Source organism: Geodermatophilus sp. SYSU D00742, from assembly GCF_054049935.1.
This window is the reverse complement of sequence record NZ_JBJGYJ010000006.1, coordinates 166,203-188,077: the sequence shown is the minus strand read 5'-3', so window position 1 is coordinate 188,077 and position 21,875 is coordinate 166,203. Positions and strand designations below refer to the sequence as shown.

General features: G+C 75.1%; 25 protein-coding genes. 17 read left to right on the top strand and 8 right to left on the bottom strand.

Features of this window, described 5'->3' with window-relative positions; genetic code table 11:
• The first annotated feature begins 187 nt into the window (after positions 1-187).
• The 3 genes from ACI78V_RS06705 to ACI78V_RS06695 all read left to right on the top strand — a co-directional run bounded on the left by ACI78V_RS06705 (position 188) and on the right by ACI78V_RS06695 (position 3,072).
• A complete protein-coding gene (locus ACI78V_RS06705) occupies positions 188-1,063 on the top strand; it encodes a PhzF family phenazine biosynthesis protein (RefSeq protein ID WP_456850056.1) in 876 nt (291 codons plus the stop codon).
• A gap of 68 nt (positions 1,064-1,131) precedes the next feature.
• Entirely contained in the window at positions 1,132-2,025 is an 894-nt protein-coding gene (locus ACI78V_RS06700) for a DMT family transporter (protein WP_456850055.1), read from the top strand.
• A gap of 93 nt (positions 2,026-2,118) precedes the next feature.
• Positions 2,119-3,072, top strand: coding sequence for an HpcH/HpaI aldolase/citrate lyase family protein (locus tag ACI78V_RS06695; RefSeq protein WP_456850054.1), 954 nt, complete (start codon positions 2,119-2,121; stop codon positions 3,070-3,072).
• Between the two features lie 68 nt (positions 3,073-3,140).
• Here ACI78V_RS06695 and ACI78V_RS06690 read toward each other — a convergent pair whose 3' ends face one another.
• Both ACI78V_RS06690 and ACI78V_RS06685 read right to left on the bottom strand, forming a co-directional pair.
• The gene (locus ACI78V_RS06690) at positions 3,141-3,608 is read right to left on the bottom strand and encodes a DUF4190 domain-containing protein (RefSeq protein ID WP_456850053.1); all 468 of its coding nucleotides are present in this window, start codon (positions 3,606-3,608) and stop codon (positions 3,141-3,143) included.
• A 21-nt stretch (positions 3,609-3,629) separates the two neighbouring features.
• On the bottom strand, positions 3,630-4,298 hold the full coding sequence (locus tag ACI78V_RS06685) for a hypothetical protein (protein WP_456850052.1): 669 nt from the start codon (positions 4,296-4,298) through the stop codon (positions 3,630-3,632).
• Positions 4,299-4,410: 112 nt separating this feature from the next.
• Between ACI78V_RS06685 and ACI78V_RS06680 the strand changes: the two genes are divergently transcribed.
• Positions 4,411-5,607, top strand: coding sequence for an acyl-CoA dehydrogenase family protein (locus tag ACI78V_RS06680; RefSeq protein ID WP_456850051.1), 1,197 nt, complete (start codon positions 4,411-4,413; stop codon positions 5,605-5,607).
• Positions 5,608-5,689: 82 nt separating this feature from the next.
• On the opposite strand, the gene ACI78V_RS06675 is transcribed toward ACI78V_RS06680, so the two are convergent.
• Positions 5,690-6,400, bottom strand: a complete 711-nt coding sequence (locus tag ACI78V_RS06675; RefSeq protein WP_456850050.1) for a DUF4230 domain-containing protein — start codon at positions 6,398-6,400, stop codon at positions 5,690-5,692.
• A 152-nt stretch (positions 6,401-6,552) separates the two neighbouring features.
• Here ACI78V_RS06675 and ACI78V_RS06670 point away from each other — a divergent pair, with 152 nt between their 5' ends.
• The 4 genes from ACI78V_RS06670 to ACI78V_RS06655 all read left to right on the top strand — a co-directional run bounded on the left by ACI78V_RS06670 (position 6,553) and on the right by ACI78V_RS06655 (position 10,330).
• Positions 6,553-7,491 carry an NADP-dependent oxidoreductase gene (locus tag ACI78V_RS06670; RefSeq protein ID WP_456850049.1) on the top strand — a complete coding sequence of 313 codons (939 nt, stop codon included), beginning with the start codon at positions 6,553-6,555 and terminating at the stop codon, positions 7,489-7,491.
• Positions 7,492-7,571: 80 nt separating this feature from the next.
• Positions 7,572-7,904 (top strand): EthD family reductase, encoded by a 333-nt coding sequence (locus tag ACI78V_RS06665; protein WP_456850048.1) that lies wholly within the window; start codon positions 7,572-7,574, stop codon positions 7,902-7,904.
• A gap of 34 nt (positions 7,905-7,938) precedes the next feature.
• Positions 7,939-9,489: an acetolactate synthase large subunit gene (locus ACI78V_RS06660; protein ID WP_456850047.1), complete on the top strand. Its 1,551-nt coding sequence runs from the start codon at positions 7,939-7,941 to the stop codon at positions 9,487-9,489.
• Between the two features lies 1 nt (position 9,490).
• On the top strand, positions 9,491-10,330 hold the full coding sequence (locus tag ACI78V_RS06655) for an alpha/beta hydrolase (RefSeq protein WP_456850046.1): 840 nt from the start codon (positions 9,491-9,493) through the stop codon (positions 10,328-10,330).
• Positions 10,331-10,336: 6 nt separating this feature from the next.
• Here ACI78V_RS06655 and ACI78V_RS06650 read toward each other — a convergent pair whose 3' ends face one another.
• Together ACI78V_RS06650 and ACI78V_RS06645 are read right to left on the bottom strand one after the other, a co-directional pair.
• Entirely contained in the window at positions 10,337-10,738 is a 402-nt protein-coding gene (locus tag ACI78V_RS06650; RefSeq protein ID WP_456850045.1) for an MmcQ/YjbR family DNA-binding protein, read from the bottom strand.
• A 91-nt stretch (positions 10,739-10,829) separates the two neighbouring features.
• Complete coding sequence (locus ACI78V_RS06645; RefSeq protein WP_456850044.1) at positions 10,830-11,510, bottom strand: class I SAM-dependent methyltransferase; 681 nt, start codon at positions 11,508-11,510, stop codon at positions 10,830-10,832.
• A 551-nt stretch (positions 11,511-12,061) separates the two neighbouring features.
• Between ACI78V_RS06645 and ACI78V_RS06640 the strand changes: the two genes are divergently transcribed.
• The 8 genes from ACI78V_RS06640 to ACI78V_RS06605 all read left to right on the top strand — a co-directional run bounded on the left by ACI78V_RS06640 (position 12,062) and on the right by ACI78V_RS06605 (position 17,781).
• Complete coding sequence (locus ACI78V_RS06640; RefSeq protein ID WP_456850043.1) at positions 12,062-12,724, top strand: DUF4142 domain-containing protein; 663 nt, start codon at positions 12,062-12,064, stop codon at positions 12,722-12,724.
• Positions 12,721-13,383, top strand: coding sequence for a class F sortase (locus tag ACI78V_RS06635; RefSeq protein ID WP_456850042.1), 663 nt, complete (start codon positions 12,721-12,723; stop codon positions 13,381-13,383). Before ACI78V_RS06640 ends, ACI78V_RS06635 begins: the two co-directional genes overlap by 4 nt.
• Before the next feature lie 240 nt (positions 13,384-13,623).
• Entirely contained in the window at positions 13,624-14,871 is a 1,248-nt protein-coding gene (locus ACI78V_RS06630; RefSeq protein WP_456850041.1) for a CpaF family protein, read from the top strand.
• Positions 14,868-15,731: a type II secretion system F family protein gene (locus tag ACI78V_RS06625; RefSeq protein WP_456850040.1), complete on the top strand. Its 864-nt coding sequence runs from the start codon at positions 14,868-14,870 to the stop codon at positions 15,729-15,731. The genes ACI78V_RS06630 and ACI78V_RS06625 overlap by 4 nt, the downstream gene beginning before the upstream one ends.
• Positions 15,728-16,669 (top strand): type II secretion system F family protein, encoded by a 942-nt coding sequence (locus ACI78V_RS06620; protein WP_456850039.1) that lies wholly within the window; start codon positions 15,728-15,730, stop codon positions 16,667-16,669. The genes ACI78V_RS06625 and ACI78V_RS06620 overlap by 4 nt, the downstream gene beginning before the upstream one ends.
• A gap of 32 nt (positions 16,670-16,701) precedes the next feature.
• Entirely contained in the window at positions 16,702-16,908 is a 207-nt protein-coding gene (locus ACI78V_RS06615; protein WP_456850038.1) for a hypothetical protein, read from the top strand.
• Positions 16,901-17,317, top strand: coding sequence for a TadE/TadG family type IV pilus assembly protein (locus ACI78V_RS06610; protein WP_456850037.1), 417 nt, complete (start codon positions 16,901-16,903; stop codon positions 17,315-17,317). Before ACI78V_RS06615 ends, ACI78V_RS06610 begins: the two co-directional genes overlap by 8 nt.
• A complete protein-coding gene (locus tag ACI78V_RS06605) occupies positions 17,314-17,781 on the top strand; it encodes a TadE/TadG family type IV pilus assembly protein (RefSeq protein WP_456850036.1) in 468 nt (155 codons plus the stop codon). The genes ACI78V_RS06610 and ACI78V_RS06605 overlap by 4 nt, the downstream gene beginning before the upstream one ends.
• 21 nt (positions 17,782-17,802) lie before the next feature.
• On the opposite strand, the gene ACI78V_RS06600 is transcribed toward ACI78V_RS06605, so the two are convergent.
• Entirely contained in the window at positions 17,803-18,168 is a 366-nt protein-coding gene (locus tag ACI78V_RS06600; protein ID WP_456850035.1) for a cupin domain-containing protein, read from the bottom strand.
• Positions 18,169-18,270: 102 nt separating this feature from the next.
• The gene (locus tag ACI78V_RS06595) at positions 18,271-18,531 is read right to left on the bottom strand and encodes a hypothetical protein (protein WP_456850034.1); all 261 of its coding nucleotides are present in this window, start codon (positions 18,529-18,531) and stop codon (positions 18,271-18,273) included.
• Positions 18,532-18,884: 353 nt separating this feature from the next.
• Between ACI78V_RS06595 and ACI78V_RS06590 the strand changes: the two genes are divergently transcribed.
• Positions 18,885-20,126 carry a serine hydrolase domain-containing protein gene (locus ACI78V_RS06590; RefSeq protein WP_456850033.1) on the top strand — a complete coding sequence of 414 codons (1,242 nt, stop codon included), beginning with the start codon at positions 18,885-18,887 and terminating at the stop codon, positions 20,124-20,126.
• Positions 20,127-20,186: 60 nt separating this feature from the next.
• On the opposite strand, the gene ACI78V_RS06585 is transcribed toward ACI78V_RS06590, so the two are convergent.
• Positions 20,187-21,689: a flavin-containing monooxygenase gene (locus ACI78V_RS06585; RefSeq protein WP_456850032.1), complete on the bottom strand. Its 1,503-nt coding sequence runs from the start codon at positions 21,687-21,689 to the stop codon at positions 20,187-20,189.
• Positions 21,690-21,875 lie beyond the last annotated feature (186 nt).

The following is a 21,875-nucleotide window of genomic DNA, read 5'->3' as shown; positions in this document are numbered from 1 at the left end:
GCCTGGCCGATCTCGGCGTCGCTGGGGTTGGGCGGCGGCGCCGGGACCGCGCCGGCCGGCGCGGGGGGGGGGCCCCCCCCCCCCCCCCCCCCCCCCCCCCCCCCCGCGGCCCCCCCCCCCCCCGCCCCCCCCCCCCCCCCCCCCCCCCCCCCCCCCCCCCACGAGGGCTGAGGCTACCGTCGGCGCCGTGTCGTCCCCCGCAGCTGAGCTCGAGTACGAGGTCGTCGACGTCTTCGCACCGCGCGCGTTCGCGGGCAACCCGCTGGCCGTCGTCCACGACGCCGACGGGCTGAGCACCGAGCAGTGCCAGGCGCTGGCCAACGAGTTCCACCTCTCCGAGACCTCGTTCCTGTGCGCGCCGACCGAGGGGTCGGGTGCCGACTACCGGGTGCGGATCTTCACGCCGTTCGCCGAGCTGCCCTTCGCCGGTCACCCGAGCGTCGGCGCGGCGCACACCCTGGTGCGGGCCGGCCGGCTGCCGGCGGGCACCCTCCGCCAGGAGTGCGGCGTCGGGATCCTCGACGTCGTGGTGGACGACGACGGCGCGGTCCTCTCCGGCGGGCGGCCCACCCTCGAGGACGGCCCCGAGCCCGGTTCCCTGGCCGAGGCGATGGGGCTGTCGGCGGCCGACGTCGTCGGGCTGCCCGCGCACGTCGCCGGCTGTGGCCTGCCGTTCACCTACCTGGCCGTGCGCCCCGAGGTGGTGGACGACGCAGCCCCGGTCCCCGCGCTGCTCGGGCAGCTCGGTGTCGGCGAGGGGGTCTCGGTGCTGGCGTGGGACGCCGCGACCTCCACCGCCTACGCACGGGTGTTCGCGAGCGACCTGGCGTGGGGCGAGGACCCGGCGACCGGCTCGGCGGCCCTCGGCGCCGGCGTCTGGCTGGTCGCCGCCGGGCTGCTGGCCCCCGACGGGACGTCGTCCTACGTCGTGCGGCAGGGCGAGGCGATGGGCCGGCCGTCGGTGCTGACCTGCACGGTCACGGCGTCCGCGGGTCGGGCCACCGCCGCGACCACGCACGGCACCGTCGTACCGATCGCGCGCGGCCGGATCCGGGTGCCTTGACGGAGGAGCACCTCACCCCTCGCTCCACTCGGCGTGGGCCTCCCGACGGGGCCGGCGATGCCTGGGCGGTGCACCGGCCCGGGGGCAGGGACGTCGGGATCATCGCGGTGGCCGTCATCGGCATCTCCCTGTCGGCGCCGCTGACCACCCTGGTGACCGCGCCGATGCTGGCCCTGGCCTTCTGGCGCAACGTGGGCGGCGCGGCGGCCCTGCTGCCGGTGCTCCTCTCCCGGGACCGCTCGACGCTGGCCGGCCTGCGCCCGCGCGACCTCGGCAGCTCGGTGGTGGCCGGGCTGTTCCTCGCCGCGCACTTCGCCGCCTGGCTACCCAGCCTGTCGATGACGACGGTCGCCGCCTCGACGGCGCTGGTCACCACCACGCCCATCTGGACGGCGCTGGCCGCCCGGGTCAGCGGGGTGCGGCTGCCCGCGGCGATCTGGTGGGGCCTGGTGCTCGCGGTGGTCGGGGTCGCGCTCATCGCAGGCGTGGACGTCACTGTCAGCCTGCGCGCACTGGCCGGGGACGGGCTGGCACTGCTCGGGGCGGTCTGCGCCGGCGGGTACGTGCTGGCCGGCGCCCGGGCCCGGCAGCGGCTGCCCACCTCGGCGTACGCGGTGGTCTGCTACTCGGTCTGCGCGCTCACCATCGCCGTCGGAGCAGGGGTGGTCGGCGCCCCGCTGGCCGGCTTCAGCGGGCGGGACTGGCTGCTGATCGCCGCCATCACCGTCTGCGCGCAGCTGCTCGGGCACACGCTGCTGAACCTGGTGCTCTCCTCGGTGGGGCCCACCGTGGTCTCGCTCGTCGTCCTGCTCGAGGTGCCCGGCGCCCTGCTGTTCGCGCTGGTCCTGCTGCAGCAGGTGCCGCCGCTGCTCGCCCTGCCCGGCGTGCTGCTGGTCGTCGTCGGCGTCGCCCTCGTGGTGCGGGCCAGCCGGCCGGTCACCCTCGTCGAACCCGCCACCTGAGGGGCAGGACGGCCGTCTCCGCCCCCTGGCTACCCTCCGGTCACGACCCCCACCACGCAGGTCCCACCCACCTCACCCCTCGACGGAGGCACCGTGGCCGAGCTCCGATCCCGCCGTTCCAACCTCGCCGTCCCGGGCAGCAACCCGCGGTTCCTGGAGAAGGCGAAGGGGCTGGGCGCCGACCAGGTGTTCCTCGACCTCGAGGACGCCTGCGCCCCCCTGGCCAAGCCCGGTGCCCGCAAGAACATCGTCGCGGCGCTGAACGAGGGCGGCTGGGGGGAGAAGATCCGTACCGTCCGGGTCAACGACTGGACCACGGAGTGGACCTACGCCGACGTGATCGAGGTCGTGGAGGGCGCGGGGGCCAACCTCGACTGCATCATGCTGCCCAAGGTGGTCGATGCCGCCCAGGTGCAGGCGCTGGACCTGCTGCTCACCCAGATCGAGAAGTCGAACGGGCTCGAGGTGGGCCGGATCGGCATCGAGGCGCAGATCGAGACCGCGCAGGGTCTGATCAACGTCAACGACATCGCGTTCGCCAGCCCGCGGATCGAGACGATCATCTTCGGCCCGGCCGACTTCATGGCCAGCATCAACATGAAGTCGCTGGTGGTCGGCGCCCTGCACCCGGACTACCCGGGCGACCCGTTCCACTACATCCTCATGCAGATCCTCATGGCCGCCCGCGCCCGCGGGGTGCAGGCCATCGACGGGCCGTTTCTGCAGGTCCGCGACGTCGACGCCTTCCGTGAGGTCGCCAAGCGCTCGGCGGTGCTCGGCTTCGACGGCAAGTGGGTGCTGCACCCCGGCCAGATCGACGCGGCCAACGAGATCTACGCGCCGTCCCAGGAGGACTACGACCACGCCGAGCTGATCCTCGACGCCTACGAGTGGTCCACGTCGGAGGCCGGCGGCAAGAAGGGCTCGGCGATGCTCGGCGACGAGATGATCGACGAGGCCAGCCGCAAGATGGCGCTGGTCATCGCCGGCAAGGGGCGCGCGGCCGGCCTGCAGCGGACCTCGTCGTTCACCCCGCCGGAGAGCTGACGAGCAGCACCGGCCACTGACGACGACGGCCCGCCCGGGCGCTCCGGGCGGGCCGTCGTCGTCGGTGGTCAGGGACCGAACGAGGCGCTCGTCAGCGAGGCGAGCGCGACGAACCACAGCACGAACGCGAGGACGACGAGCGCGCAGGCGATCGCGCCGATGACGATCCCGGCCAGGGCCAGCCCGTCGCCCTCCTCGCCGGTCTCCCGGATCTGCCGGCGGGCGACGACCCCGAGGACCAGCCCGGCCGGGGCGAAGACGAAGGCCATGACGAGCGCCAGGACGGCCATCGTGTTGGTGGGACGCCGGTAGGAGCCGGGCGGTGGTCCGTAGCCCGGCGGTGGGCCGTAGCCCGGGGGTGGTCCGTAGCCCGGCGGCGGTCCGTAGCCCGGGGGCGGCCCGTACCCGGGTGGCCCTCCGTAGCCGGGCGGCGGCCCGTAGCCCGGCAGCGGGCCGTGGCCGGGGGGCGGCGCCGCGTGCCGCGGGGCCACCGGGGGCGGGTCGCCCCGGTACAGCCCGTCGTCCGTGCTGCTCATCGCGTCCTCTCGTCGCCGGCGTCAGCCGCCGGTCGCCGGCGCGGGCAGCGCCGCCATCCGGGTGGCGATGCCCTGGGCAGCCGTCGCGCCCGCCGCAGGATCCTCCGTGATGAGCACCGACACCACCGCGCCACGCCCCTGCGCGACGACGTCCTGCGTCGTGCCGTCGTCCAGCCGGTAGCGGACGGCGACGACGGTGCCGGTGAGCCCGTCGACGACCGGGGGCTCGACGAGGGTCCGGTCGCCGGCCGGGCAGGACTCGAAGGCGTCGCGCAGCTCGGTGAGTGCGAGCACGCCGGCGTCGGCGGAGTCGTAGCCGATCGCCTCGGAGACCACCGTGGCGGTGCCGGCCGGGTCCAGGCCGGCGACGGGGTGCTTGGCCGTCCGGTGCGCCTCCGAGGCGAAGGCGACGCCGCAGATGCCCTCGAGGCTGGGGTCGTCGGTGAGGTCGCCGTCGGCGACCGGGTTGGCCTGCACCGTCCACCCCGCGGGCAGGTCGGTCGCCCGCAGGGCCACGGCCAGCGCGGCCTCCGCCGGGGTGGTCGCCGCCGCGGGGTCGGCGGTGGCGGCGGCCGACCGCTCGGCCTGCGCGGGGGCCGGTTCGTCGCGCGGCGCGTCGTCGGTGGCGGCGTCGCCACAGCCGGCCAGGAGCAGACAGGCGGTGAGGACGGCAGCCGGGCGGGCGGTCACGAGGACGACGCTAACCGCCGTCCGGAGGTGACGAGGGCCACGACGGGGGCCGCGAGAGGTGCTCCATACTCACCGGTAACCACGGACACCGGAGTCCCGGAGGAGCAACGCGATGACCCGCCTGGCCCAGACCGCCGACCTGACCGACATCCAGCAGGAGATCCTGGCGACGGTCAGGAGCTTCGTCGACAAGGAGATCATCCCGAACGCGCAGGAGCTCGAGCACGGCGACGTCTACCCGCAGGAGATCGTCGACGGGCTCAAGGAGCTGGGGGTCTTCGGGCTGACCATCCCCGAGGAGTACGGCGGGCTGGGCGAGTCGCTGCTGACCTACGCGCTGGCGGTCGAGGAGATCGCCCGCGGGTGGATGAGCGTCTCCGGCGTCATCAACACCCACTTCATCGTCGCCTACATGCTCATGCAGCACGGCACGCAGGAGCAGAAGGAGCGCCTGCTGCCGCGCATGGCCACCGGTGAGGTGCGCGGGGCGTTCTCCATGTCCGAGCCCGGGCTGGGCTCCGACGTCGCGGGCATCCGCACCAAGGCGGTGCGCGACGGCGACTCCTACGTCATCGACGGCCAGAAGATGTGGCTGACCAACGGCGCCAGCTCCACCCTCGTCGCCGCGCTCGTGCGCACCGACGAGGGCGCGGAGAAGGCGCACCAGAACCTGACGACCTTCCTGGTCGAGAAGCCGGCCGGCTTCGGCGAGGTCCTCCCCGGGCTCACCATCCCCGGCAAGATCGACAAGATGGGCTACAAGGGCGTGGACACCACCGAGCTGGTGTTCGACGGCTTCCGCGCCTCCGCCGACGACGTCCTCGGGGGGACGCCGGGCCGCGGCTTCGCCCAGATGATGGACGGCGTCGAGGTCGGCCGGGTCAACGTCGCCGCCCGGGCCTGCGGCATCTCCATCCGGGCCTTCGAGCTGGCCGTGGCCTACGCCCAGCAGCGGGAGACCTTCGGCAAGCCGATCGCCGCGCACCAGGCGATCGCCTTCCAGCTGGCCGAGATGGCGACCAAGGTGGAGGCCGCGCACCTGATGATGGTCAACGCCGCCCGGCTGAAGGACTCCGGCGAGCGCAACGACGTCCAGGCCGGCATGGCCAAGCTGCTGGCCAGCGAGTACTGCGCCGAGGTGACCACGCAGGCGTTCCGCATCCACGGCGGGTACGGGTACTCCAAGGAGTACGAGATCGAGCGGCTGATGCGCGAGGCGCCGTTCCTGCTCATCGGCGAGGGGACCAGCGAGATCCAGAAGACGATCATCAGCCGGGGTCTGCTCAAGGAGTACGCGCTCAAGCGCTGAGGGTGGGCCCCGTCCCCCTCGTCCCTCGCGGGCTCGGGACGAGCCTCGGGACGGGGCCCGTGGGCAGCAGGTCGGGAGGGGGTCAGCCCGCGCTGCCGGGGGCCTCCTCGAACCGGACCTCGACCTCGGTCACACCCAGCGACTGCGCCAGCGTGGTCAGCATCGTGCGGGTGTTGTCCTCGGCCCGGGCGAGCAGGTCGCTCGCGGCCGCGGCCGCGGCGGCGGCCAGGCGGTCCTCGGCCAGGGCGAACAGCTCGGGGTCGTCGGCGGAGGGGTCGTCGGCGAAGGCGTCCCCGACCCGCTCGACCAGGCCGCGGTCGCGGTCGAGGACCCGGCTCTGGGCGGGGTCGATCCGGACCTCGCCGATGCGCGGCGCCGGCAGCACGATCGTGGCCGTCTCACCGTCGGCCGAGAGGCGGACCCGGTCGGCGTCCAGACCCTCGAAGTCGACGGAGGCGTCGGCGGTGCCGGTGGCCAGGTAGCTGACCCGCTCGCCGCTGATCACCGAGGGCACGTAGCGGGTGTCCACCTCGCGGTCGACGACGACCTGGAAGGTGCCGGTGGCCGCGTGGTACTCGTGCAGGTCCTCGAGGGCCAGCAGCAGCGGCGTCGTGCTGCGGTCCACGACGTCCTGCCCGAACGGGTCGTCCGGGAGCCAGCCGGCCACCTCGAAGCCGGCGGGCACGAGCACGGCGAGGCCGATCCCGGCGGCCACGAGCCTGGTGCGCACGCGGCGGCGACGGCGCGGGGCGGAGGCCGGGGGAGTGGGGCGGGACTGCAGCAGCGTGGGCATGCGCGCGGCCTCTCGGCTCGGGGTCGGGCGTGCGTGAGCTCACCCCGTCCAGCGACCGGCGTGCCGCCGCCATTCCCGCGACACGCCGGCGAGCGCCCCCGGCACGGGAGGGCGGGGGAACACGACGGCGCCACACGGGCTTGGCTCGGGGTATGAGAGCTGTCGGAGTGACCGAGTTCGGTGGGCCGGAGGCCCTGCACGTCATCGATGTCCCGGCCGAGCCGCTCGGCCCTGGCCAGGTCCGGCTGCGGGTGACCGCGGCGACGGTGAACCCCACCGACACCTACGCCCGCAACGGCAGCTACGCCCAGCGGGACCCGGTCAAGGAGTTCCCGTTCGTGCCGGGCATGGAGGCCGCCGGTGAGCTCGCCGAGCTCGGCCCGGACGTCGAGACCGACCTGCAGGTGGGTGAGCGGGTCATGGCGATCGTGCTGCCCACGGGAGCGCACGGGGGCTACCGCGAGGACCTCGTCGTCCCGGCCGCGTCGGTGGCCCGCTCGCCGAAGGGCGCCAGCGACGCGGAGGCCGCGACCCTCCCGATGAACGGCCTCACCGCCCGCCTGGCGCTGGACCTCCTGGCGCTGGAGCGCGGCCAGGTGCTCGCCGTGACCGGTGCGGCCGGCTCGTTCGGCGGCTACGTCGTCCAGCTGGCCACGTACGCGGGTCTGACGGTCGTCGCCGACGCCTCGGAGGCCGACGAGGAGCTGGTCCGCGACCTCGGCGCCGACGTCGTCGTGCGGCGGGGGGACGACGTCGCCGACCGCATCCGCGAGCTGTACCCGGACGGCGTCGACGGGCTGGCCGACGGCTCGGTGCAGGACGAGCTGGTGCTCCCCGCGGTCAAGGACGGCGGAGCCGTGGCGACCGTCCGCGGCTACCGGGGCGACGGGCAGCGCGGGCTGCGGGTGCAGCCGGCCTGGGTGCGCACCTACGGCGAGGAGCAGGAGAAGCTCGACGAGCTGCGGCAGCTGGTGGAGGAGGGCGTGCTGACCCTGCGGGTGGCGCGCACCTTCCCCGCCGAGCAGGCCGCCGAGGCGCACCGCGTGCTCGAGGCCGGCGGCGTCCGCGGGCGCCTGGTCCTCACCTTCTAGCGGTCGCGGGAGTGGCCCCCGACCTGCCAAGGTGGGGCCACTCCCGGGCGACGAGGCCCGGCCGACGCGGAGGTGCACACATGGTCCACCGGCTCGTGGTCAGCTACGGACAGCCCACCGACCCCGGCGCGTTCGACGAGTACTACCGCGACACCCACGTGCCGCTGGCGATGGGGATGCCCGGCGTCATCGGGTTCACCGTGGGCCACGGCAAGTCGCTGGACCCGTCGCAGCCGGCGCCCTACCTCGTCGCCGAGCTCGACTTCGAGTCCGAGGAGGCGATGAACAAGGCCTTCGCGTCCCCGGAGGGGCAGTCGGCCGCGGCCGACGTCGCCAACTTCGCCACCGGCGGGGCGACGATGGCGCACTTCGAGGTGCGCGAGATCAAGGTCGGCATGCCCTACGTGCCGTGACGTCGGCACTGCGGCGGCGGCCGGGCGGCCACGGGTGAACGGCGCCCAGGCGCTCATCCGCACCCTGGTCGCCGCCGGCGTCGACGTCTGCTTCGCCAACCCCGGCACCTCCGAGATGCACTTCGTCGCCGCGCTCGACGACGTGCCGCAGATGCGCGGCGTGCTGACGCTGTTCGAGGGGGTGGCCACCGGTGCGGCCGACGGGTACGCACGGATGGCCGGGCGCCCCGCGGCGACGCTGCTGCACCTCGGGCCGGGCCTGGGCAACGGGCTGGCCAACCTGCACAACGCCCGGCGGGGTGGCGCCCCGGTGGTCAACGTCGTCGGCGACCACGCGCGGTCGCACAAGCGGCTGGACGCACCGCTGGAGTCCGACATCGACGCCCTCGCCGGCGCGGTGTCGGCCTGGGTGCGCCGCTCGCTGTCCCCGGCCGACGTCGCCGCCGACGCCGCGGAGGCAGTCGCCCAGGCGGCGCGCGGGGCGGTCGCCACGCTCGTCCTGCCCGCCGACGTCTCGTGGGAGGACGGCGCCGAGCCGGCCGACCCGGTGCCGGTGCGCCCCGCGCCGCGGGTGCCCGGGCAGGTGGTCGCCGATGCCGCCGCCGCGCTGGCGTCCGGGGCGCCGGCAGTGCTGTTCCTGGGCGGTGACGTCGTCGCCTCCGAGGAGGGGCTGCTCGCCGCCGGCCGGGTCGCGGCCGGCACCGGCGCCCGGCTGGTGAGCGAGACGTTCTCCGCCCGGATGGTGCGCGGGGCGGGGCTGCCCGACGTCGCGAAGCTGCCCTACCCGCCGGAGATGGCGATCGCCGCTCTCGCCGGGACCGCGCACCTGGTGCTGGCCGGGGCGACGGCGCCGGTGCACTTCTTCGGCTACCCGGACGTGCCGGGGACGCCGGTGCCCGAGGGGTGCACCGTGCACGTCCTGTCCGCACCGGGGGAGGACGGCGTCGCCGCGGTGCAGGCGCTGGCCGAGCTGGCCGCGCCGGACGCCGAGCCGGAGCTGTTGGAGGCCGCCCGCCCGCAACTCCCCACCGGCGAGCTGGACCCGCGGGCGATGGCGGCGGTGGTCGGCGCGCTGCTGCCGGAGGGGGCGATCGTCGTCGACGAGGCGCTCACCTCGGGGGTCGGCCTGGCCGAGCTGACCTCGGGCGCGCCCCGGCACGACTGGCTCTCGCTCACCGGCGGGGCGATCGGCGACGGCCTGCCGATGTCGGTCGGGGCGGCGGTGGCCTGCCCGGACCGGCCGGTCATCGTGCTCCAGGCCGACGGCAGCGCCATGTACACCGTGCAGGCCCTGTGGACCCACGCCCGCGAGCAGCTCGACGTCACCACGATCGTCTGCGACAACGGCTCGTACGCGATCCTCGAGCACGAGCTGTCGCGGGTGGGTGCGCAGGGCGACGGCGAGCGGGCCGGGCAGCTGCTGCACCTGGGCGGGCCGGGGCTGGACTTCGTGGCGCTGGCCGCCGGCATGGGGGTGCCGGCCACCCGGGCCACGACCGCGGAGGAGCTGGCCGACCAGCTGCGCGCGGCGCTGGCCGAGCCCGGCCCGCACCTGATCGACGCGGTGCTGCCCGGCCGCCGGTGAGATGGTCGCGCCGCGGCGGCTCCGGCGCGGGCTGCGTGCGGCGGCGGTCGTCGCGGTGGTGCTCGTCGTGCTGACCGGGCTGCTGTGGGGCCTGCAGCGCCGCCTGGTGTACCTGCCGGACCAGGGTCCCGTGCCGCCGGCGGCATCGGTGCTGCCCGGCGCGCGTGACGTCGTCCTCGAGACCTCCGACGGGCTGCGGCTGGGGGCGTGGTTCGTGCCCGGGGCCGGCCCCGGCGCACCCACCGTCCTGGTGGCGAACGGCAACGGCGGGCACCGCGGGGTGCGGGCGCCGCTCGCCCGGGCCCTGGCCCGCCACGGCCTGGCGGTGCTGCTGTTCGACTACCGCGGCTACGGCGGCAACCCGGGCAGCCCCAGCGAGGACGGCCTGGCGAGGGACGTGCGCGCGGCCCGCGCCCACCTGGTCGAGGACGCCGGGGTGCCGCCGGACCGGCTGCTGTACCTGGGGGAGAGCCTCGGCGCCGCGGTCGTGACGGAGCTGGCGACCGAGTACCCGCCGGCGGGGCTCGTGCTGCGCTCGCCGTTCGTCGACCTGGCCGCCGTCGGCGCCGTGCACTACCCGTTCCTGCCGGTCCGCGCCCTCCTGCGGGACCGCTTCCCGGTGGCCGAGCGGATCGCGACGGTGCGGGTGCCGACGACGGTCGTGCTGGGCGACGCCGACTCGATCGTGCCGCCCGCGCAGAGCCGCGCCGTCGCGGAGTCCGCCGCCGCGCTGCACCGGCTGGTCGAGGTGGCGGGGGCCGACCACAACGACCGCGTGCTGCTCGACGGCGACGCGTTCGTCGGCGCGGTGGTGGAGCTGGCGCGGCACGTCACCGCCTGAGCCGCGCTAGCCCTCTGCCGGCGGAGCGAGGTCGAGGTACTGGCGGGCCAGCCGCCGGGGAGCGCGGGCCAGCCACGCCTCGGTGACCAGTTCGGTGAGCTCGCCGGTGTCGATCTCCGCCAGGCGCACCAGGACGACGGGGTAGCCGTCGAAGTGCGGCGTGGTGAAGTAGACGGCCGGGTCGTCGGCGAGCAGCGCCTCCTTGGCGCCGAGGTCGGGCACCCAGGCGGCGAGGACCGGCCCGTCGGGAGCGGCGTCGCCGAGGGCGGCGAGGTCGGCGCGGCGCAGCGGTCGCTCCCAGACGAAGCCCTTGTCCCGGACCCGCCACTGGCGGGTCCGCTGCCCGGGCCGCTCCTCGACGTCGGGCAGCGCCAGGGCCGCCTCCCGGACGTCGGACCAGGTCGCCACGGGCGGAACGGTAGCGACGCCGGCCGCCTCGGCGGGGGCTCCGCCACCGGGCCGGTGTGGGGATCCCGGCGAGCGGGAGGGTGGTACCGGCTCAGGGGGTCGCGCGGTAGGAGGTGAACGAGCCGATCCAGCGGCGGGAGTCGGAGCCGGTCACGGCGACCTCGGTGAAACCGGCGCGGCGGAGCAGGTCGGGCAGGTCCGCGCCGACGTGGTGCCGGGCGGGCCCGTGCCGGTGACCGTGGCCGTGGTGGTCGCGGTGGTCGTGGCCGTCGCCGTCGGCGTCCACGAGGTGCAGCGCCCCGCCGGGGCGCAGCACCCGCAGCACCTCGCGCACCGCCGTCTCCTGCTGGTCGGCCGGCACGTGGTGGAGCATGAACGAGGAGAGGACGACGTCGACGCTGTCGTCGGCGTAGGGCAGCTCCTCGGCGTGCCCGCGGTCCAACTGGACGGCGAGGCCGCGGCGGCGGGCCTTGCGCTGGGCGCGGGCCAGCGCGGTGAGGTCGGGGTCCACGCCGACGACGACGGCCCCGGGCTGGGTCTCCTTCGCGGCGAGCAGCAGGTTGCCGGTGCCGCAGCCGATCTCCAGGACCGTCTGACCGGGGCGCAGCCCCGCCTGGTCCAGCAGCCGCCGGTGCACCTGCTCCACGCCGAGCAGCCGGGTCATCGGGTCGTAGAGGGGCAGCAGCCACGGGCGCCCCGTGCCGGGGAGGTACTCCCGCCCGCCGCCGTCCACCGCCGTCCGAAGCCGGGGTCCGGGGGTCGTCCTGCTCATGCTGCCGCCTCCCTCGTGCTCGATCTCCCTGCCGTGCCGACCACCCTCGGCCCCCTCCTCCGGGACGACAAGGGCGGTGCCGGCGCAGGCGCCAGGGGTAGCGGCAGACGCACGGGCAGAGACGGAACGCGGCAGTTCAGCACTCCCGAGGTCCCGGAGGCCAGCGGGCCGGTGCGCGCCGTCCCTACGCTCCGCCTGCGCAGGGGTCGACGTCTGGACCCGGCGGACGATGCGGCGGACGACGAGGACCGAGTCCCAGGAGCGTGACGACTGTCCGCCGGTCGCGACCACGACGACGGCCCTCGACGTTCGCCCGCGACACCGGGTGAGCGGCACGCGCTCCGCGCCCTGCCCGCGCGGCGGCCCGGCGCGTGTGGAGCCCACCCGGTGAGCGCCCGCTGCCGGTGGGCCCCCGGCCGGCCCGTCGGGGTCAACAGGATTGCGCCGCGTTTTGTGGCGTGAGACACATTGGGCGGGGTACCCGTGCGGCGTCCTCAACGGTGCTGGGCGGAGAGTCCCGGCCGTCCGCTCAGCACAACGGAGTCCCCCGCATGCGCGTGTTGTCCCGTCTCGCCCTCGTCCCGGCGGCCGTCATCGGTGCCGTCGTCCTGACCTCAAGCCCTGCCCTGGCCGCGCCGTCGGACCAGGACGTGACCTGGGTGCAGGCCGCCCACCAGAGCAACCTCGCCGAGATCGCCGCCGGCAACGCCGCCCAGCAGGCGGCGACCACCCCGGAGGTGCGTGAGCTCGGCGCGATGTTCGTCCAGATGCACACCCAGCTCGACGCCCAGCTCACCCAGGCGGCGCAGCAGCTCGGCGTCGAGCTGCCGGCCGAGCCGTCCGCGACGCAGCAGGAGCAGCTGGCCCGGGTGCAGCAGAACAGCGGCCAGGCGTTCGACACCGCCTGGATCGCCCAGCAGATCGGCTCGCACTCCACGACGCTGGCCGCCACGCAGCGGGAGCTGCAGAGCGGCTCGGACCCGACGGTCCTGGAGCTGGCCCGTGCGGCGACGCCGGTCGTCGAGCAGCACCTCGCCCAGCTGCGGGACGTCGCGCGGCAGTACGGCGTCCCCACCACGGTGCCCGGCGGCACCGGCGGCCAGGCGGCCACGGACGGCGTCGGCACCACCGGGTGGGTCCTGACCGGTGTCGGTGCGCTGGCGCTCGCGGCCGGGACGGTGGGGCTGGTCCGCCGGCGCTCGACCGTCGCGTGAGCCCGCCGCGCGTCCGGCACCTGGTGCTGGTCGTCGCGGGCACGGTGCTCGTCGGCTCGGGGCTGGCGCTCACCCAGGCGCCGCCCCGGGCCGACGCCCCGGACATCGGGACGTCGGCGGTGACGGTCGCGCCGTCACGGGCCGGCTCGGCTCCTCCTGCCGTCCCCGTGCAGCCGCCGGCTCCCGCGCCCCTGCCCCCGGCGCCCCCGGTTCCCGCCGCCCCGACGGCGGTCTCCCTGCCGGCCACCCGCGATGCGGTGCCGCTGGTGCCGGTCGGCGTCCTGCCGTCGGGGGCGCTGCAGCTCCCGGCGCGGCCGACGGTGCTCGGCTGGTACGCCGGGGGAGCGGTGCCCGGCGACAGCGAGGGCACGGCGGTGGTCGCCGGGCACGTGGACTCGGCGCGGTACGGCGCCGGTCCGCTGGAGGGACTGCTGTCCCTGCGCGAGGGGGACGTCGTCGAGGTGACCGACGCCGGCGGGGCCGTGCACCGGTTCGCCGTCGCGTCCCGGACGTCGTTCCCGAAGTCGGCGCTGCCGGCGGAGCTGTTCCGGACCGACGGGCCGCCGCAGCTGGCGCTGATCACCTGCGGCGGGGCGTTCGACGAGCGCACCGGCGACTACGCCGACAACGTCGTGGTGGTGGCCACGCCGGTCGGCTGACCGGCCCCGCCGGCCGGTGCGCTGCGGACGCCTCGGCTCCGAGTGCCCCTGCACCCGGCGCCGTGGTGCCCGCGATCACACCCGGTCGCCGTCCCGCCGTCGCGCCCGGCCGCGGGTGACACCCGACCGGGTGGGCCTGCCGCGGTGTCGTCCACAGACCGTCGCCGACGGGCCCGGCGGACCCTCCGGTTCTCTTACAGTCCCTCGACCTAGGAACTCGACAGGCCGACGGGGGTGGGCGTGCCGACTGCGACCAGTGCCCTGGAGGTGGTCGACGGCGAGGTACGGGAGCTGATCCGCCGCCGTGGGCTGGACCCGTTCACCGATCCGGCGCCGGTGCGGCTGCTCGTGCGCGACGTCGTCGCCGACTACTCCGAGCGGTCGTTGACCTCGGCGCTGCCGCCGATCGGGAGCGCGGACTCCGTGGTCCGTGACGTGCTGGACCGGGTGGCCGGGTTCGGGCCGCTGCAGCGGCACCTCGACGACCCCGAGGTGGAGGAGATCTGGGTCAACGAGCCGGGCCGGGTGTTCGTGGCGCGGCGCGGCCGCAGCGAGCTGACGACGACGATCCTGGGCGCCGGCGAGCTGGCCGACCTGGTGGAGCGGATGCTGCGCACCTCGGGACGGCGGATCGACATGTCGACGCCGTTCGTGGACGCCACGATGCCCGACGGGTCGCGGTTGCACGTGGTGATCCCGGACATCACCCGCCGGCACATGGCGGTCAACATCCGGAAGTTCGTGCTGCAGGCGCACTCGCTCGACGAGCTGGTCGCGCTGGGCACGCTGACGGGGCAGGCGGCCCGGTTCCTGGAGGCCGCGGTCGCCGCCGGGCTGAACATCCTCGTCGCCGGCGGCACCCAGGCAGGCAAGACGACGCTCCTGAACTGCCTGTGCGCGGCCATCCCGGCGCGGGAGCGGGTGGTCACCTGCGAGGAGGTCTTCGAGCTCCGGGTGCCGCTGCCCGACGTCGTCGCGATGCAGACCCGCCAGCCCAACCTCGAGGGCGCCGGGGAGATCCCGCTGCGCCGGCTGGTGAAGGAGGCGCTGCGGATGCGGCCCTCCCGGATCGTCGTCGGCGAGGTGCGGCAGGAGGAGTGCCTCGACCTGCTGATCGCGCTCAACTCCGGGCTTCCCGGCATGTGCACGCTGCACGCGAACAGCGCCCGTGAGGCCGTGGTCAAGATGTGCACGCTGCCGCTGCTGGCCGGCGAGAACATCGGGCACGCCTTCGTCGTCCCCACGGTGGCGGCCAGCGTCGACCTCGTCGTCCACGTCGGCAGTGACCCCGACGGACGGCGACGGGTGCGCGAGATCGCCGCGCTGCCGGGCCGGGCCGAGGACGGCGTCATCGAACTGGCCGACGTCTTCACCACCCGCGACGGCCGGCTGGTGCGCGCCGACGGCTACCCGCCGCACCAGGAGCGCTTCGCCGCCCACGGCTTCGACCTGACCGCCCTGCTCGACGACTCCCGGTGGGGGTCGTGAGCCTCACCGGGCCCCTGCTCGGACTGCTGCTCGGCGTCGGTCTCCTGCTGGTGTGGCGCAGCGGTCCGCGCGCACCCCAGCGCCGCCGCGGGACCCGCGGACCGTCGCGCCGGCAGCAGCGGATCGCGGCCGCGGGGCTGACCGGGATCAACGCCGCGCAACTGACCGCGCTGCAGGTGGGGCTCGGGGTGCTGGTGCTGGTGGTCGTCCTGCTCACCACCGGCACCGTGACCGTCAGCCTGGTGTTCGCGGTGTTCGGGTTCGCGCTGCCGGCGGTCCAGGTGCGGCGTCTGGCGGCCAAGCGGCAGGCGGACCTGCGCGAGGTGTGGCCGGAGGTGGTCGACAACCTGGCCTCCGCCGTCCGCGCCGGACTGTCGCTGCCCGAGGCGCTGTCGGCGCTGGGCACCCGCGGACCGGAGGCGCTGCGCGCTCCCTTCACCCGGTTCGCCGCCGAGTACCGCTCCAGCGGCCGCTTCGGGGAGTGCCTGGACCGGCTCAAGGACTCCCTCGCCGACCCGGTGGGGGACCGCATCGTCGAGACGCTCCGGGTGGCCCGCGAGGTCGGCGGCAGCGACCTCGGCCGGGTGCTCCGGACCCTCGCGACCTTCCTCCGGGAGGACGCCCGTGCCCGCGCCGAGCTGGAGACCCGGCAGGGGTGGGTGGTGCAGGCCGCCCGGCTGGCGGTCGCCGCGCCCTGGGTGGTGCTCCTGCTGCTCGCCACCCAGTCGACGACGCTCGACGCGTACGACTCGCCGATGGGCACGGCGTTGCTGCTCGGCGGCGCCGCGGTCTGCCTGGTGGCCTACCGGCTGATGCTGCACATCGGCCGGCTGCCGCAGGACGTGCGGGTGCTCCAGTGAACGCGAGCGTGGCCGGGATGCTCCTCGGCCTGGCCGGGGCTGCCGGCGTCCTGCTCGTGGTCACCTTCGCGCCGCCGTTCCGGTCGGTGCGGCTGGTCGACCGGCTGGCCCCGTACGTGCACGACACCCCGCCGCCGTCGCGGCTGCTGGGCACGGCCACCGAGGCGGGGCTGCTCACCGCGGCCCGGCGCGTGTTCGGCCCGGTCGTGGCCGACGGGGCGCGTCTGGTCGACCGCGTCCTCGGCGGCCGGACGGCGGTCCGCCGCCGCCTCGATGCCCTCGGCGGGGACGCGACCGTCGAGGCCCTCCGCATCGAGCAGGTGGTCTGGGGCGGCCTCGGGCTGCTCGCGGCCGTCCTGGTCGCCGGGATCGGCTCCCTGCTGGCGGGCAGCCTCAACGTGCTGTCGGCGGCGCTGCTGTGCCTCGCCGGGCTGGTCGGTGGGGTGCTCGGCCGCGACTGGTGGCTGACCCAGCAGGTGCGCCGCCGGGAGGAACTGCTGCTGGCGGAGTTCCCGGTGGTCGCGGAGCTGCTGGCGCTGGCGGTCACGGCGGGAGAGAGCCCGACGGCGGCGATCGCCCGGGTCACCCGGCTCTCCGGCGGCGCGCTGGCTGCGGAGCTGGGCTCCGCGCTCGGCCGCGCCCGCGCCGGGGTGCCGCTGACCGACGCCCTGCAGCAGGTCGCCGACCGGACCTCCGTCGACGCGCTCGCCCGGTTCGTCGACGGACTGCTCGTCGCCATCGAGCGCGGCACCCCACTGGCCGAGGTGCTGCGCGCCCAGGCGGCCGACGTGCGCGAGGCCGGCAAGCGCCGGCTGCTGGAGGCCGGCGGCCGGAAGGAGATCGCGATGATGGTCCCGGTCGTCTTCCTGGTGCTGCCGGTCACCGTTCTCTTCGCCCTGTTCCCGGGGTTGATCAGCATCGTCTCGCTGGCCCGATGAGCCGGCGGACACGACAGGAAGGACGACATCTGATGCCGCAGTTCACGGGGGTCCTGGCCGTGCTGGCCGCGTTGGGCGACCGGCTCCGGGGGGAGGACCCCGAGCGGGGCGACGTCCCGGGCTGGGTGATGATCACGGTGATGACGGCGGCGCTGGTGCTGGCCATCCTCGTCCCGTTCCGCGAGGCGATCGTCTCCGCGGTGACCAACGCACTGGACTCCGTCACGACAGGTGGGTGAGGCACCCCAGCCGCCGGGAGACGGCGGCGAGCGGGGCGGCGCGGTCGTGGAGTTCGTCCTCGTCTCGGTGCTGGTCGTGGTGCTGCTGCTGGCGGTGCTGCAGGTGGCGGTCTACGTGCACGTGCGCAACGTGGTGACCGCGAGCGCGCAGGAGGGTGCCCGGTACGCGGCGCTCGCCGACGTCGCGTCGTCGGCGGGAGCGGACCGCACGGTGGCGACGGTGGCCCGCGCGACGTCGGAGCGGACGGCGGCGGGTCTGGTCTGCAGTTCGGTCGAGGAGGTCGACGGGACCGGGTTGACGCTGGTGGTGGTGCGCTGCTCGGGGTCGGTGCCGACGCTGCTGGCCGGGCTGGGCAACCTGCTGCCGCTGGAGGTCACCGGCCGGGCGGTCGAGGAGGCCGCGGCGTGAGGTGGCTGCGGGCCCGGCTGGGCCGGCTGGACCGCGAGCGGGGCTCGGCGCTGGTCGAGTTCGTGTTCATCGCGATCGTCGTGTTCGTGCCGCTGGTCTACATCGTGGCCGGGTTCTCCGCGGTGCAGCGCGGGGTGTTCGCCTCCACGGCGGCGGCGCGGGAGGCCGGCCGGGCCATCGGCACCGCGCCGGACCCGGTCAGTGGCGCGGCCCGGGCCGAGGTCGCGGCGCGGCTGGCGGTGGAGGACCAGGCGGTCGACGCAACCGACGTCCGGCTCGCCTACGCGCCGCCCGGTGCGGGCTGCGAGGCCGCCGGCAGCTACGTGCCGTCGCTGACGCCGGGGGAGGAGTTCTCCGTCTGCGTCACCGTGACCGTGCGGATCCCCCTGCTGCCGGAGTTCGTGGACGCCAACACCGCCACCGGGCAGTTCGTCGTCGAACGCGATCGTTACGTCGACCGCTGAGCCCTCCGCCTGTTGCCGGATCTACGTCCGGGCCGCCCAGACCGAGGCGCCGTGCCAGTCGATGGCCACGACCGGTTCGTCACCCACGACCCAGGCGTCGTGTCCTGGCGGCAGCGTGGTGACATCACCCGGACCTGCCTCGAGCTCGGTGCCGTCCGCCATCACGACGTGGATCCGGCCGGAGATCTGGTATTGCTGGTGCGGCGCCTGGCAGAGATCCGTCCCGGCGACCGGCTTGACGTGCTCCGACCAGCGCCAGCCGGGTTGGACCGTGATCCTGCCCACCTGGGCGCCGCCGGCCAGGTTGAGCAGCTCCAGCCGCCAGTTGTCGCCTTGACGGACCTCATCGGGCTTGTCGAACGACGTGTGTTCCACTGGCTGCGTCACCGTAGCTCTCCCTCCCGATCGACTTGTTCCTGGCGGATCCAGTTGTCCTCCCTGTCTGCGGGTGGGTCAACCGGCTACCGCAGGGCGCGCAGACCAGGGACGTCACCTGCTCCGATGGGGAGCGGTGTGGCGCAGGCGCGTGAGCAGGACCGCGGGAATCCGGTGTCCCACGGGTCCGGCCTCGGGGGTGGAAGCCTGGCCGGCCCCCTCGTCGAGCAGCCCCGCCAGGGCCTCGGACTCCTGGCCCTGCTCCTCGTGCCACCCCGCGTGCCGCGCCAGGACGACGGCGAGCCAGCCCGCGCCCGCCGTCGCCCCCGTCGCCCACAGCACCAGGGCCCAGTTCCACCACGCCATCGCGACCACGTCCCCCTCAGTCGGCCTGAGCGGGGACACTCGTCGCCTGTGAGCGGCGCCACAACGGCGTGACCGGGCGCCTCACTCCAACGGAGCACGGCACCACCACGGTCGGAGCAACGGCGCGGCGTCCCCGAACGCAGCGGTGGGCACTGCGGGGGAACTCGTGCGTTGCCGGTCGTGCAGCACCGGCAACGCAGGAGTTCTCCCGGCAATGCGCCCTCGCGGGCCCGGAGCGCGCCGGTCAGCGGTGCAGAGCCGGCGCTCCTCCTGCAGGACGGACGGAGGGCCCTGTCGGCCCCCGCCCGGGCACGGGACGGTGGGGCGCCGCACGCGTCCGACGTCCCGACCGGGGAGTCCCCATGACCGAACCGCGAGCCCGGCCCCTGTCCCTCAGCGCGCGGGCGGCCCGGGTCGTCCTCGTCGCGCTGGTGGTGCTCGCCGGGCTCGTCGCCCCGCAGGTGGGAGCCCGGCCGGCGCAGGCGGGGGACGACGTCCTGCGGGCGGAGCTGCGTGCCGACCTCGAGGCCTACCTCCGGGACCGCGGCGCGGCGGAGCACATCTCGGCCGCCGGGCTGACCGTGACCCTCCCCGGTGGCCCGCACGTCGACGTGGCCGCGGGGACGACGACCACCGGCGGCACCGAGCCGGTGCCCGACGACGCCCTCTGGCAGCTCGGCAGCAACACCAAGGCCTTCACCTCGGTGCTGCTGCTCCAGCTCGAGGCCGAGGGGCGGCTGTCCGTCGACGACCCGCTCGGCCGCTGGCTGCCGGAGTACCCGCAGTGGGCCGACGTCCCGATCCGGCGGCTGCTGAACATGACCAGCGGCATCCCCGACTACGACGACCGGCCGGCGTTCCAGGCCGACTACGTGGCCGACCCGCTCAGGTACTTCCCACCCGAGCGGCTGGTCGGCTACGCGGCCGGCGCCCCGGCCACGTCCGGGTTCAGCTACTCGAACACCAACTACGTGCTCGCGGAGATGGTGGTCGAGCGGGTGACCGGCGACAGCTACGAGGACCAGCTGTACGGCCGCCTGCTCGACCCGCTGGACCTCGACGGCCTGCACTACCGGCCGCACCTCCACCCGCCGGAGGTCACCGACCGGGAGCCCGCGGGCTACTTCGCGAACGACCGGGTACCGGGGATGGCCACGCTGGTCGGGCGCGACGTCCGCCGGGACACGCTGTCCTGGGGCCGGGGCGCCGGCGGCATCGTCGGCACGACGGGCGACTGGGCCCGCTGGGCACGCGCGCTCTACACCGGGCGGCTGCTCCCGCCCGAGCAGCAGGAGGAGCTCACCGGCCTGGTGTCGACGGCGACCGGGGAGCCGATCGAGCAGACCTCACCGGCCGACCCGAGCGGGTTCGGCCTCGGCGTCGCCCAGGTCACCGTCGAGGGACTCGGCACGCTGTGGACCTACGAGGGCGGCACCTGGGGTTTCCGGTCCCTCCACCTGTACCTGCCGGGGTCCGGGCTGGTCCTGACCATGGCACTCAACAGCCTGCCGGTCGAGGACCGGATCGTCGCGCTCGCCCTCGCCGTCCACGACACGCTGGTCGAGCACGGCGTCGTCTCCGCGCCCGTCGGGGCCGCGGCCTGACCCGTCGCCGCATGCCGGCGTGCCGCGGTACCCGGCCGACCGGGCACCGCGGCACCGGGCTCACTTGTAGACCAGGGTCCCGTCGTCGAGGTCGGCGGCGGGCAGGATCTCCCGCTCCTCCGCGTACTCGTGCAGGTGCGTCCACGGCTCCCGGTCGCCCTGCTTGGGCATCAGGTGCATCGAGCGGGAGAGGTAGCCCGGGTTGAAGTTCTCCGGGTCCACCCACGGGCCCAGCGGCATGTCGGCGTCCTCGTCGGGCACGGTGGGCACGACCATCGTCGCGCCCCTGTCCGCCATGTGGCCGAGCAGCCGGCACACGAAGTCGCTGATCAGGTCGGCGCGCAGGGTCCAGCTGTGCCGGAAGTAGCCGAAGACCAGCGCCATGTTCGGCACGCCGGAGAACATCAGCCCGCGGTAGGTCACCGTGTCCGCGAAGTCGACCGGCCGGTCGTCGACGGTGAACGCGATGCCGCCGAACACGGCGAGGTCGAAGCCGGTCGCCGTGACCACGACCTCGGCCTCGAGCACCTCCCCGGAGGACAGGCGGATCCCGGTCTCGGTGAACTCCTCGATGGTGTCGGTCACCACCGACGCCGTCCCCTCGCGGAGCGCGGCGAACAGGTCGCCGTCGGGCAGGAGCGCGATCCGCTGCTGCCACGGCCGGTAGCTCGGGGTGAAGTGCTTCTCGACGTCGTAGCCCTCGGGGAGCAGCGGGCGCATCGAGTCGAGGAGGAGCGTGCGCAGCTCGTCGGGGTTCTCGAAGGAGGTCCGCGCCAGCTGGGCGCTCTCGGCGATGTACTGCCGCCGGAGGATCTCGTGGGTCCACTCCTCCGGGATGTCCAGCGCCCGGAGGGTGGTCGCGAGCTCGTGGTTCCGCGGCTTGGCGAAGAAGAACGTGGGGGAGCGCTGCAGCATCGTCACGTGCGCGGCGGTGCCCGCCATCGCCGGGATGAGGGTCGCCGCCGTCGCGCCCGAGCCGATGACGACGACGCGCTTGCCGGCGTAGTCGAGGTCCTCGGGCCACTGCTGCCGGTGGACGACCGTGCCGCGGAACCGCTCCAGGCCCGGCCACTGCGGCGTGTAGGGCTGCTCGTGCTTGTAGTAGCCCTGACACATCCACAGGAAGCCGGTGGTGAACCGCAGCTGCTCGCCGGTGTCGCCGCGGGTGACCTCCACGGTCCACCGGCGGTCGTCGGTCGACCAGCTCGCCGCGGTGACCCGGTGCCGGTAGCGGATGTACCGGTCCAGGCCGTTCTCGTCGACGACCTCGTCGAGGTAGCGGAGGATCTCCTGCGACGACGCGATGGAGGCGCCGCGCCAGGGCTTGAACCGGTAGCCGAAGGTGAACAGGTCGCTGTCCGAGCGGACCCCGGGGTAGCGGTGGGTCCACCACGTCCCGCCGTGGCCGTCGAGGGCGTCGAGGATGACGAAGCTCGTGCCGGGGCGCTGTGTCAGCAGGTGGTAGCCGGCGCCGATGCCGGAGATCCCCGCCCCCACGACGAGCACGTCCACGTGCTCGACCCCCTCGGCCACGTCCGCCCTGGCCTCCTGCGTCACGGTCATGTCCCAGCTCCCCTCGGTCCGTCCGCCGCGCGGCTCCGCCCGCACCCTGGCCGAGGTGTGGTGGCCCTCACAACCAGCCGGAACAGCCGGGGACGGTGCGTGTCAAGGTGCTGACGGTGGGTGATGACCGGTGTGGCTGCCGACATCGGCCGGCGCACCGCTGTGGGCGACACCGACTGGACAGCC

What these genes read in the sequence shown, in the direction of transcription:
- ACI78V_RS06585 (WP_456850032.1), bottom strand. Translation starts at nt 21,689, where the DNA reads ATGACCGTGACGCAGGAGGCCAGGGCGGACGTGGCCGAGGGGGTCGAG.
- ACI78V_RS06690 (WP_456850053.1), bottom strand. Translation starts at nt 3,608, where the DNA reads ATGAGCAGCACGGACGACGGGCTGTACCGGGGCGACCCGCCCCCGGTG.
- ACI78V_RS06670 (WP_456850049.1), top strand. Translation starts at nt 6,553, where the DNA reads ATGAGAGCTGTCGGAGTGACCGAGTTCGGTGGGCCGGAGGCCCTGCAC.
- ACI78V_RS06655 (WP_456850046.1), top strand. Translation starts at nt 9,491, where the DNA reads ATGGTCGCGCCGCGGCGGCTCCGGCGCGGGCTGCGTGCGGCGGCGGTC.
- ACI78V_RS06645 (WP_456850044.1), bottom strand. Translation starts at nt 11,510, where the DNA reads ATGAGCAGGACGACCCCCGGACCCCGGCTTCGGACGGCGGTGGACGGC.
- ACI78V_RS06675 (WP_456850050.1), bottom strand. Translation starts at nt 6,400, where the DNA reads ATGCCCACGCTGCTGCAGTCCCGCCCCACTCCCCCGGCCTCCGCCCCG.
- ACI78V_RS06640 (WP_456850043.1), top strand. Translation starts at nt 12,062, where the DNA reads ATGCGCGTGTTGTCCCGTCTCGCCCTCGTCCCGGCGGCCGTCATCGGT.
- ACI78V_RS06665 (WP_456850048.1), top strand. Translation starts at nt 7,572, where the DNA reads ATGGTCCACCGGCTCGTGGTCAGCTACGGACAGCCCACCGACCCCGGC.
- ACI78V_RS06615 (WP_456850038.1), top strand. Translation starts at nt 16,702, where the DNA reads ATGCCGCAGTTCACGGGGGTCCTGGCCGTGCTGGCCGCGTTGGGCGAC.
- ACI78V_RS06680 (WP_456850051.1), top strand. Translation starts at nt 4,411, where the DNA reads ATGACCCGCCTGGCCCAGACCGCCGACCTGACCGACATCCAGCAGGAG.
- ACI78V_RS06590 (WP_456850033.1), top strand. Translation starts at nt 18,885, where the DNA reads ATGACCGAACCGCGAGCCCGGCCCCTGTCCCTCAGCGCGCGGGCGGCC.